This window comes from Elusimicrobiota bacterium (assembly GCA_028718185.1).
Lineage (GTDB): Bacteria > Elusimicrobiota > UBA8919 > UBA8919 > UBA8919 > JAQUMH01.
Genome location: JAQUMH010000001.1, coordinates 679,123 through 692,014, shown reverse-complemented (window position 1 = coordinate 692,014; position 12,892 = coordinate 679,123). Strand labels below are relative to the sequence as shown.

At 37.1% G+C, this 12,892-nt stretch carries 6 protein-coding genes; all 6 read left to right on the top strand.

Features of this window, described 5'->3' with window-relative positions:
• Positions 1-5: 5 nt before the first annotated feature.
• Positions 6-1,412, top strand: a complete 1,407-nt coding sequence (locus tag PHE88_03400) for an ROK family protein (GenBank protein ID MDD5686863.1) — start codon at positions 6-8, stop codon at positions 1,410-1,412.
• Positions 1,413-1,666: 254 nt separating this feature from the next.
• Positions 1,667-2,458 carry a type IV toxin-antitoxin system AbiEi family antitoxin gene (locus PHE88_03395; GenBank protein MDD5686862.1) on the top strand — a complete coding sequence of 264 codons (792 nt, stop codon included), beginning with the start codon at positions 1,667-1,669 and terminating at the stop codon, positions 2,456-2,458.
• Positions 2,451-3,305, top strand: coding sequence for a nucleotidyl transferase AbiEii/AbiGii toxin family protein (locus PHE88_03390; protein ID MDD5686861.1), 855 nt, complete (start codon positions 2,451-2,453; stop codon positions 3,303-3,305). The genes PHE88_03395 and PHE88_03390 overlap by 8 nt, the downstream gene beginning before the upstream one ends.
• 135 nt (positions 3,306-3,440) lie before the next feature.
• Positions 3,441-4,022 (top strand): sigma-70 family RNA polymerase sigma factor, encoded by a 582-nt coding sequence (locus tag PHE88_03385; protein ID MDD5686860.1) that lies wholly within the window; start codon positions 3,441-3,443, stop codon positions 4,020-4,022.
• Positions 4,023-4,254: 232 nt separating this feature from the next.
• The gene (locus PHE88_03380; protein MDD5686859.1) at positions 4,255-5,151 is read left to right on the top strand and encodes a protease complex subunit PrcB family protein; all 897 of its coding nucleotides are present in this window, start codon (positions 4,255-4,257) and stop codon (positions 5,149-5,151) included.
• Between the two features lie 159 nt (positions 5,152-5,310).
• Positions 5,311-12,813 (top strand): kelch repeat-containing protein, encoded by a 7,503-nt coding sequence (locus PHE88_03375; GenBank protein ID MDD5686858.1) that lies wholly within the window; start codon positions 5,311-5,313, stop codon positions 12,811-12,813.
• Positions 12,814-12,892: the final 79 nt, after the last annotated feature.

The window sequence follows — 12,892 nt, the reverse complement described above, 5'->3', positions numbered from 1 at the left end:
CAATCATGGCTTTGAAAATTAAGGTGAGTAACAAAAGGAAACCCGTCTTGGATCCCAATTTTGTCCCTGCAATTTTTTGGAACAGGGCTTATAGGGAAGCTGTTAAAAGTTCCGGTTCGGGCGAAAAGATGACTATTGCACTGGAAAGAAGCGATGGTACAGTATCCATCTATACGACTGAAATCTTTCCTCACAAGAAAGAATGGGTTGACCTAAATATAAAATATGTTGAGCGTATCGTAAAGTTTTTATTGTGGATGAAAGGCGGGTATAAAATAACAATAGCAGGGAATAAAGAGATTGCGGATTTTATCAGAAAAACCTATTCTCCGAAAGGCGAACGAAAATTTGACGATGACATTATAGGCGTAAAAAATTATGGCAAACCGATTGAAGTAATAAATTGTCCGTTTGAAAAAGCTCCTTCTTCCCGTGAAATAGACATTCCTCTTGGCGGTCATTTTGACGGATGCAGGATTGGTTTTGACCTCGGTGGTTCTGACCGGAAATGTGCGGCTGTTATTGATGGTAAAGTTGTCTTTACGGATGAAGTTGTGTGGGACCCTTATGTCCAGAAAGACCCGCAATATCATATATCGGGTGTAGCCGATTCTTTAAAGCGTGCAGCTGCAAAAATGCCGCGTGTTGATGCGATAGGCGGCAGCGCTGCTGGTGCATATGTAAATAACCAGGTTCGGGTCGCATCTCTTTTTCGCGCAGTTCCGGAAGCGGATTTTAAAAAACATATAGTTAACATGTTTCTTGACATGAAAAAAGAGTGGAACAATGTTCCCTTTGTTGTTGTAAATGACGGTGAAGTTACAGCCCTTGCCGGTGCGATATCAATGAATACAAACACCCTTTTAGGGATAGCAATGGGCACCAGTCAGGCGGCAGGTTATGTCACATCTAAAGGCACTATCACAAACTGGCTGAACGAATTGGCGTTTGTCCCTGTTGATTACCGTGATAACGCGCCTATTGACGAGTGGTCCGGTGATATAGGCTGCGGTTCACAGTATTTCTCCCAGCAGGCAGTAGGTAGATTGGCACCGGTTGCCGGAATTGATTTCCCGAAAGGAATGCCTTTACCTGAAAAGCTTGTTGGAGTCCAAAAACTAATGGCTGCAGGTGACCAGAAAGCTAAAAAAATATATGAAACTATCGGTACTTACCTGGGTTATACCATAGCCCATTACGCAGATTTTTATGACATGAAAAACTTGTTAGTTTTAGGACGTGTTATGACCGGAACCGGTGGTGATTTAGTAATATCAATAGCAGAGGATATTTTAAAAGAAGAATTTCCTGATTTAGCATCTTCAATCAAGTTGCGTACTCCAGACGAAAAAAGCAAACGTCTAGGCCAAGCAGTAGTAGCCGCCAGCCTACCAATCATAGAAAAAAAGTAAACCATAATCTTTTGGTGTCATAATTGTAGTCGCATGTTCTTGCTCGCCCGCCAAAGCTTAAGTGGTGGGGCGTGCCATACCTATAAAAAACCCTATTAGTGTTAATTTTTTTACTCTTTCACAGGACATCTTCGCCTATCCCAAAAAATAAAAAATTATTTTAGCAAAACCCCCTTGACAAAATACCTTTATTTTATATAATATATTCAGTTAGTGGTATTCTCATAATATGAGAATTGGTAAAACGCAATACAATGAATAAAAAAAACAATAATTACAGGGGATTATCTAAAGATGAAGTATATCTGATTTCTCGTGCCGGTTACGAGAAGCAAAAACTTATTACTAAAGAATATGTGCGAGCTTTATTTGGCGATAAGAGAAAAGCGGTGAATGTTTTATATAGACTCACTAAAAAAGGGCGGCTTCTACAGATTGAAAGGGGAAAGTATATTATTGTTCCTCTTGATGCACCTAATCAGTTATGGTCGCCAAATGAGTTTATAACAGCAAAGTTGTGGATGGGTGATATACCTTATTATATCGGCTATTTTACAATGTATAATTATTGGGGTTTTACCGAACAGGTGCCTAATACAATATTTGTTTTGAATACAAAAAGATCTTTTTTAAAGACGATAGGAAGTATTAGGTATAAAGCGGTAAAAATAGAGAATAAAAAATATTACGGTATTAAAAAAATAAAAATAGATAATGAATATGTTAGTGTTAGTGATAGGGAAAGAACACTGGTTGATTTTTTATATTATCCTATATCTTCATTCGGCAGCATTAAAGAAGTATTAGAATCCAATATCAGTAAAATAGACCGGCAGAAATTTATTAAATATTTAATTGCGTTTCCTGTTGCGTCAGTAAAAAAAAGAGCGGGTTACCTTTTAGAAAAAATAAATTTTAATAAAGAGTTATTGCAAAAATTAAAAAGGTCTATAGATAACGATATGACTTTTGTTAAACTAAATCCTGACAACTCTAATCGCCGGGGAAAAATAGATAAAAATTGGCGAATTATAATAAATGGATAAACTAACATTGCAAAATTTAATTCCTGTAATTGCAAAGAAATATAATTTTCGTACAGCTATTATAGAAAAAGATTATTATCTTACAGTTATCTTAAATTCTATAGAATCACGTTTAACTAAGAATCTGGTATTTAAAGGCGGAACACTACTTAACAAGATATATCTTAATTATAATCGTTTAAGTGAAGATCTCGATTTTTGCTATTATTCTGATAGTCTTCTGACTACTCGTTCTCAAAGATCCAAAGCCATTGCCCCAATCAGAGAAAAAATGGCAACATTCGTAGCTGATATAAAATTACGAAGTGAGAATCCGAGGGGAAAAGGATTTAATAATTCAACCCAGTATTTATTCGTTATTTTGTATGATTCAATAATTACCGGAAAAGAAGAAAGAATAAAAATAGAAATATCATTAAGACAATTGCCGATTGATAAACCGGTTCACAATGAAATTAAACATTTCTTTCAGGATCCATTTACCGGGAAAGATATAATGCCAAGAAATAGAATAATGTCATTATCTTTAAAAGAAACAGTAGCGGAAAAATTAAGAGCCGCAATAACACGGGAAAAAGTTGCAATACGAGATTACTATGATTTATGGCAAATTTCACAATCTGATTTTAATTTTTCTGATAAGCATTTTATCGGTTTATTTAGGAAAAAGTTAGAGCATGAAAAATATAAAAGGGATTATAAAATAGATTTTGGTTTAAACGAAGAAGAAGTAAAAATGCTTCACAATCAGGTAGAAACAGATTTACTCCCCGTGGTCAGAGTCAACACAAATTTTGAATTAAATAAAGTATTTGAACGCTTCAATGAGATATTGAAGTTTATTTGAAGTTATGTAGTATCTTGTTCTTGGCAAGATAAATAGAATCACTATAACGTTGTTGTAGTTGTTCGCCCTTGGCAAGCCATAATATTATTTTTCCATGCAGAGTTTTTAATAGTTGTTCGTCTAATGGAGTAGGGAATGGATTACAGTGAAGACAAAATAATTCTTTCTGCTAAACAAGGCAACAAAGAATCTTTTGATATATTAGTTAGAAAATACGCCAAAGAAGTATACAACCTGTGTTACCGGCTTTCCGGGAACACTACGGATGCGGAAGACCTTTCGCAGAATGTACTTCTTAAAGCACTGCAGTCAATAAAGGATTTTCAACAGAAATCAAGTTTTTCAACATGGTTACATCAGATTGCAGTTAATTTATGGATTGATATTTCAAGGAAGCGAAAGGTACTTAATTTTACTTCTATTGATGAAACAATAAAATTAGATGGCGGGGAATTCCAAAGAGAGTTTGCAGATTCCGGTTTAATTGCCGAGCAAAATATGGAAAACAAAGAATTAGAAAAAATTATAAAAAAATCACTGGATGTTTTAACTCCGGACCAAAAAATCGCAATTGTCCTTAAGTATATTGAGGGCAAATCGCTGGAAGAAATTGCGAAAATATGCAATTGTCCCATAGGCACAATAAGCGCCAGATTAACAAGAGGAATAAAAGAGATGAACAAACATCTCAAACCATACATAGAGCCAAAACAATAAACATCCCCTCTCTATGAATGGATTAAGCCATATTTGTAGTCGCACCGCCTTGCGGTGCTATGAGTTGATGTACAAAATGTTTGTTACTTACGCGTAGGGGCGGGCTTGCCCGCCCAAAGTCAGTTAATGTTAAAAAATAGATTAATAGATATGAAAAAATATAATGTGTTTTTAGTTATTCATTACACTTCACACATCGCACATTACATATTTTCATGCCAGAGGTAAAATTATGAATTGCGAAAAAATACAGGATTTATTATCACTTTATCTGGAAGATAAACTAGACCCCAAACTAAAAGAAGAAGTCCATGTCCATATCCAGCATTGTAAAGATTGCTCACAGTTTTTAGAAGAATTTAAAACTACCATCAATTTACTTAAAACAGTAAACGAAAAAGAACTTCCTGCAGATTATTACCAGAAATTCGGACTTAAACTTGACGCTGCTCAAACCGTACTCGAATCAAATAAACATCCATTTCTTGGAATAAAACATAATATATTCATACCAATTTCAGCGACCGTGATTATATTGTTGGTTGGTATAGTATGTTTTACATTCAAAAAAGATAAAACAGTGTTAGTTGCTAATGCGCCAACCGTGACCAATGTAGAAAAAGCAAGTAGTCCACAACCACAAATCAAAGTAGCATCTAAAATAAAAGAAATCAACAAAAAAACCACCATTAAGGGACAACGAAAAGAAATAATAAGAACAATAGAATTCGCCAAAGCTGATGTTGGGAAAGACAGTCAGGTTATACTCAGGGGTGCGGGACCAAAATATAAAACAAAAAGAATCCTTAAACAATGGCAGGATACAAACAGCGGTATAAAGACAAAAAAATCCTTAGTTATAAAAACACAGAAAGAATGGCAGGCCCTGTGGGAAACACACACAGGCAAAACAGGTTCTATTCCCGAAATAGATTTCAACAAAGAAATTGTTATAGCAGTTTTTATGGGCGAGCAAAAAACCGGCGGTTACGGAATACAAATATCAGAAATAGAAGAAACAGACAGCAATATCTACATAGAAACAGTAGAAACAGTCCCATCACCAAACACCACCGTCACCCAGCAACTTACTCAACCGTACCATATTGTAGTAATCAGTAAGGATTAATAATATGAAAAAAAATAATTTTCAATGCAGAGTTTTTGAAAGTTGTTCGTCTAACTAAATGGGGGATATATTTCGGAAGGTAAAAAAGTTTCAAAAAGCCATTGACATAAAGTAAAAAGTCCGTTATATATAATAATATAGATATAGGGAAAAGTGAATATGAAAAAAAACATATTTTTTAGTATATTATTGATTATTAGTGGATTTTTAGTTTGGAAGAATGTCGCTAATAACCAGTTTCTTTATGATGATGACACATTTATCGTATTAAACGAGAATATCCGTACATTAACTCCGGTTGCAAAGTTTTTCTCACCGGGAACATCTTCCAATAACCCGCAAATGAACCGCGACATCTGGCGACCGCTAACAACATTCAGTTATGCATTAAACTATAAGCTTTCCGGACTTAATCCGAAGTCATTTCACCTGGCAAATCTAATAATTCACTTAATCAATGGACTTCTGCTATTCTGGCTAATATTTTTAATAACTAGAAAAGAACTCCCTGCATTTATTACAGCAATAGTTTTTCTAATCCATCCTGTCCAGGCAGAAACAGTAGCCTGGGTCAGCCAGCGTTCAAACATACTGTTTTTGTTTTTCTATTTGCTAAGTTTGATTTTCTATATAAAACACGCGGAACATACGCAAAACACAAATAATAAACAATTTTCAACTTCCTACTTGCCCGCCAAAGATTTAGTGGAGGGCTTCCTACTTCCCACTTCCTGTTTTATATTGTCGCTGCTTTCCAAAGAGATGGCAATCTCATTACCATTGGTAATTCTTGCATATGAATATATATTGAACAAACAAAAACTCTTTAGTGCCTTTTATCGTTCTTTCCCATATTTTGCCATACTATTCTTCTTTGTCCTGATTCGTTCAACAGTAATCGGGCAGACAGCACAGACAACCTACTGGGCGGGCGGATTTATCCCACAAATGCTTACGATGGTTAAAGGTTTTGCATATTATATTAAGTTAATGTTTGCCCCGTATCCATTAAGTGCCGAATATCTGTTTTCTGTAAAATATGCAGCTGACATTGAAGTTCTGATTTGTGGTTTTGTATTATGTGGTATAATATATTTAGCTTGGCGGTTAAAAAAGACCCAACCGATACTTAGTTTTGGAATATTTTTATTTTTCCTGTCGTTAGCTCCTGTCTCCAACATAATCCCGATAAGAACAATCATCAACGAACGATTTTTGTATTTAGCCGTAGCAGGTTTTGGCCTAATATTAGGTTGCGGACTTGCTAATGTAGTTGCAGACCCTTGGTCTGCTTGTGTTCGACATGTCAAAAGTGCGATTCTTGTGTTACCTATATTAATTTTATTTTCGCTTTATGCATACATTTCCATCAATCGTACCAGTGACTGGCACGACCACTGGTCATTTGTAACTGCTAACTTAAAGACCTGCCCTCAGTCAGAGACGCTTCATTATGGAATGGGGCGTGCATATGCATCAAAGGGTATGTTTGAAGAAGCGTCAAAAGAGTTTGAATTATGTCTTAAAATAGACCCGCAATATGATGAAGCGACAAACGACCTTGGCAGAATTGCAGCAAAAACAGGTAATATTGATGAGACAATCTCAAAATATCGTCAGACGGTTCAAAAACGTGTAGATTTCTTTGATGGACTTAATAATTTAGGTCTTGCATATTTTAATAAAGGCAATTACGAAGAAGCAGTAAAGACACTTGAAAAAGCGGTAAGTGTAGCCGCAGAGCGAAGCTCTGCTAAATTAGAAGCAAAAACAAATCTTGCAACTGCGTATGCATATTATGGAGATTTAGATAAAGCGATAAATTTATGTAAAGAGATACTTACTGAAAATCCCCAAATGGAAAAAACAAAACGCAATCTATTTTTGTTTGTTGAAGCAAAAAAGAAAGCAGAATCGAATAACGTAGTCGTCGTAGACCCTTGGCGTGCTGATAGAAAAGAAGCAACCCAAGGGGTTGCGACTACAAATAAAAACAACAACCAAGTCACAAGATTTGTCCAGGAGAAATTCCACGACTCTGTAGTGCAGGACTCAATAATAAATTCTGTCGGAGTTGAATTTGAAAAAACAAAAGACGGCATTAAGATAAAGAAGGCTTATCTCGGTTCATCGCAATCAAAGGACTCACTAAAGCCAGCCGAAGTCCAAGCATTGGAGGCGATGAAGAAGCGGGAAGTAGGTAATGTAGCCGCAGGGCAAAGCTCTGCTAATCCACAATTCATTTTTTCAGAAAACATAAAAGATGGCTACACTGTTAAATATAATAGAGAAGAAATTTCTGTAAAACATATTAGTGGAGATAGTAAAGCTGAAACTGAGTCAGGCGTTCTTGTCTACAAAAATGCCTATCAATCAACTGATATTCTGTATGTTTTCGAAAATAACCAGTGCCAGGAAATGATTTTACTAAGAGATAAAACCGCACCATTGGAATTTGAATATGAATATAATGCAAAAAATGTTTCCATAAATGAATCAGGAGAAATAAATGTTTCCGGACTAACACTATCAAAACCTGTTATCTTTGATGCTACAGGTAAAAAAGTTGAAGGCAAGTGGGAAGTCTGCAATGACAATGTAGTGTCAAAGCTTGCTTTGACTACAAAACAAGCAGAGCAAGCTCTGCAACTACAGCAAAATGATAGGCATTTTGTAAAACTTTCATTTAATAATGAGAATTTAAAATATCCGGTACTTATAGACCCGACATGGAGAACAACTAACTCTATGTCAACTGTAAGAGGTCAGCACGCAGCGACATTATTGCCTAATGGCAAAGTCCTTATAACAGGCGGGTATAATATTGGTCCAACACTTCTCTCTACAGCAGAATTATATGATCCATCATCAGGCACATTTTCCACAACTGGCTCTATGACGACTAGAAGGGGATTTCACACAGCGACATTGTTACCCAATGGCAAAGTTCTTATTACAGGGGGGTATGAAGGTGTGAATAATGGTTCATCTATCAGCCTATCCACAGCGGAGTTATATGACCCGTCAGCAGGTACATTTTCCACAACCGGCTCTATGTCAACTGCAAGACTATATCATACCGCGACATTATTGCCCAATGGTAAAGTTCTTATAACAGGTGGGAGTGATGTAATAGCTCTTTCCACAGCAGAATTATATGATCCGGCAACAGGCACATTTTCCACAACTGGTTCTATGTCAACTACAAGAACATACCACACAGCAACATTATTACCTAACGCTAAAGTCCTTATAGCAGGCGGGTATTCTGTTTCAGCATACCTATCAACAGCTGAATTATATGACCCATCAGCAGGGACATTTTCTACAACCGGTTCTATGTCAACTGCAAAACAAGGTCATACGGCGACGTTGTTGCCCAATGGCAAAGTCCTTATAGCAGGTGGGTACGGTACAACATACTTTTCCACAGCTGAATTATATGACCCATCAGCAGGAACATTTTCGACAACCGGTTCTATGTCAACAACAAGATATGTTCATAGTGCGACATTGTTACCCAGTGGCAAAGTTCTTATAACAGGTGGTAATTCTAATGCTACAGATTCAGGATTACTCTCCACAGCGGAGTTATATGACCCGTCAACAGGTACATTTTCCACTACCGGCTCTATGTTAACAGGAAGAAGATCTTTTACAGTGACATTGTTACCCAATGGGAAAGTCTTTATAACAGGTGGTTGGAATAATATTTCAGAATTTCTCTCCACAGCAGAATTATATGACCCGTCAGCAGGTGCATTTTCTGCAACCGGCTCTATGTCAACTGCAAGGCAACTGCATACGGCAACATTGTTACCTAACGGCAAAGTTCTTACAACTGGTGGATGGGGTGGTGGTATTTCCACAGCGGAGTTATATGATCCCGCTGGGGCGGGAACATTTTCAACTACCGGTTCCATGTCATCTAAAAGAGAGTTACCTACGGCGACATTGTTACCCAATGGCAAAGTTCTTATAACAGGTGGTTGGAATAATATTTCAGGATATCTCTCCACAGCAGAATTATATGACCCGTCATCAGGCACATTTTCTACTACTGGCTCTATGACAACTAAAAGATATAGTCATACAGCGACATTATTACCTAATGGCAAAGTCCTTATAATAGGTGGGAATGTTGCTTCAGTAGTTCTCTCCACAGCGGAAATATATGATCCTGCTGGAGAGGGAACATTTTCTGCTACTAGCTCTATGTCAACTGCAAGGCAGTGGCATACAGTGACATTATTACCTAACGGCAAAGTCCTTATAACAGGTGGGACTTCTAATGGTACAGCTTCAGGATTACTTTCCACAGCAGAGTTATATGATCCGTCAGCAGGTACATTTTCGACAACCGGTTCTATGACAATCGTAAGAGAATTCGCCACAGCAACATTGTTACCCAATGGTAAAGTTCTTATTACAGGTGGGACTTCTTCTACTCCTTCATCAGGATTACTTTCCACAGCAGAGTTATATGACCCATCAGTAGGTACATTTTCTACTACTGGCTCTATGACAACTTCAAGGTTTGCACATATGGCGACATTGTTACCCAATAGCAAAGTTCTTATAACAGGTGGGTATAATGATTCAGCACCTGCCCTCTCCACAGCAGAGTTATATGATCCATCAGCAGGCATATTTTCCACTACCAACTCTATGTTAAGCTCAAGGTGTTACCATACAGCGACATTATTACCCAATGGCAAAGTCCTTATTATAGGTGGGTGGGGTATTTCAGAAACCCTTTCTACAGCGGAATTAGTAAGATACACAGAATACGACTATTCAGTAGCTGCATCAACTATGCAGCCGTCAATAGCAACAGTTAACGGTTCGGGAAATTTTCCTGTCAATGTATCAAAAGACACAGTTTTCACACTCACAGGACAAAGGTTTAGGGGCTATTCTGAGGGTTCGGGTGGTAATTATGCCTCTATAAACTCACCGACAAACTATCCAAGGGTCTATCTGCAAAAGATGAATACTGGTAGTAATGGCAGTATATCAGAAGGAGGCTGGCTTATAGATGTTACAACTTCTGTCTATCCGATGACCTCTATCCAGTGGCAGAATGCGGACACCGAAATGTCTTTCAAGACACCAAACAATTTAGCCAGCGGTTTTTGGCTACTGTCTGTTATGTCAAATGCAATTCCTTCAAATGGTGTGGTAGTAAATTGTGTGTGGCCTGAGCCTAATAATCATGCACCTGTTTTAACATGGACAAATGAACCGAATTATACTGCGTCAGGGGTTTATCCATTAGCTGGTTCAACGACATCTCAATTTGTATATAGAGTAATGTATTCAGATGCTGATAACGATGCACCATCAACTACTTCTCCCAGAGTTCATATAAAAAATGGCGGGGTGGAAATCAGCGGCAGTCCGTTTACAATGACTTATGTTTCAGGAAATTACAATACAGGGGCAATTTATACATATTCAAAAACTGGACTTTCTGCCGGGTCCGAGTATACCTATTATTTTGAGACGTACGATGTGTGGAATTCTTCTGCAATCGGAACCCCGGTAACCCCTATAGATGCCCCTGATGCAATAGCTAAAAAAGGTCCAACACTTTCTTGGACAGAAGATATAAATTATATCACAGATGGGCTTGACCCTGAAATTGGTGCATCAACAAATACGTATATTTACCGGGTGAAATATATACATGAGGACAATGATGCACCAGCAAGTGGTTATCCGAAGTTATATATTAAAAAGAGCGGGACAAATATAACCGGCAGTCCATTTACGATGACAGCAGTTGACACTGCAGATACGACATATACTGATGGTAAGATATACTCTTCTTCAATGACTTTGGCACTTGGAACAGATTACACATATTATTTTTCTGCATATGATGTATGGAATTCTTCTGCAACGGGAACTCCAACAACTTCAATAGATGCTCCTGATATAGTTGATATTACTCCACCTACCCAGATAACAAACTTAACTGCTGCTACAGGTTCAACATTAGGGACAGCAGAAATAACATGGAGTGCCCCAAGCGACGAAGTAGGAGTAGCATCATACATATTAAAGTACGCTATTACACCAATATCCAGTCAAGCAGATTTTAATAATGCAACAACATATACACAAACATGGATACCATCCGCTTATGGGACAATTGAAAGTAAAACATTAGGCAACCTATCAGAGGGAGCAACATATTACTTTGCAATAGAATCAGCAGACACATCCGGTAACCCGTCATTAATGTCAAATACAACAAGTTGTTTTATTAAAGCTATAACATATAATCATTTTGAAGTAACAGCTCCAACAAGTGTCCCCGCAGGCAATGATTTTTCAATAACAATAGCAGCAAAAAGTTCCAGTAATGATACAATAACAAGTTATTCCGGTACTGTAAATATTCAGACGGTATTAACAAGCAACGAAACTCGTGCAGGAGGCGGCATATTAGGGGTAAGCATTGCCAATCTGGTCAACGGAACGGTAACAATATCTAACCAGACATATACTAAAGCGGAAAACATTAAAATAAGAGTAACGGATATAAACAGTATTACAGGTAAATCTTCAAGTATAACTGTAATAGGTTTTGCAGATAATACTTCAAAACTGAGTATATCTGCTAACCCTGGTACAATTATAACCGGACAGAGTTCAGAAATAACTGCAACATTAATTGATGTTTACGGTAATGCGCTTAATAATGTGTATGTAGGTTTTAGCGTAGTCAAAGGTAGTGGAAGTATAAGTGCATCTTCAGTTCTAACTGATACTAATGGTCAGGCAAAGGTAACATTTAAACGAGATACTGCCATTAAGCCGGAAGTAAACACAATACGAGCTACAGTAAACAATTTAACTGCAGATGCAAATGTAAACGTAGGAGTACTGATATATTCAACTGTAGGAGGCACAATAGTAGCCAGTGAAGACCCTAACACAACAGCGACAATTCCGCCTAATGCAATAGTTAATAATATTTTTATATGTATAAATACATTAACAGATTTAACGATAATCCATAAAAATAAAATACATAATGCGACAGATAAAGTTACAGGCAAGGTAATATCAAATGCAGTGCGTGAGTTTGCAGCATATAAAGATGATGGTGATTGTTATACAGATAATTTTGATGAGCTTGTTAATATTAAAATACCATATAAAGACGATAATAACGATAATATAGCAGATGGTACCGATATATCCGTAGATGACCTAAAGATAGTAAGGTTAGATGAGAATAAAGAAGAATGGAAAGTAGTTACTGACGGGCAAAACAAAGTGGATAAAGCAAATAAAGTAGTTGAAGCACAAGTCCAACATTTTTCAATATATACAATAGGCAAGGCAATATCAGTCAACCTAGATAATTTGAAAGTATATCCTAATCCTGTTAACTTTTCAAAATCAGTAAGGAACACATTGAAATTTACTAACTTGCCAAAGAATCCCAAAATAAAGATATATAACGTATCAGGTAGATTAGTTAGGACATTAGATACAGGCACATCCAACAACGATGGAACCAGCGGCAAAGCAGAATGGAATGGCAAGAACGAAGAAAACGATGAAGTAGAGACGGGACTATACATATATATAATAGAAGGTGAAAACGGTGACAAGAAAACGGGGAGAATAGGTGTGATAAAATAGGGAACGCAGATTACCGCAGATAAGAGTAATGCGGATAGCCGCAGATATGGTCGTAGAGTCTTAGGGTTATAGGGTTATA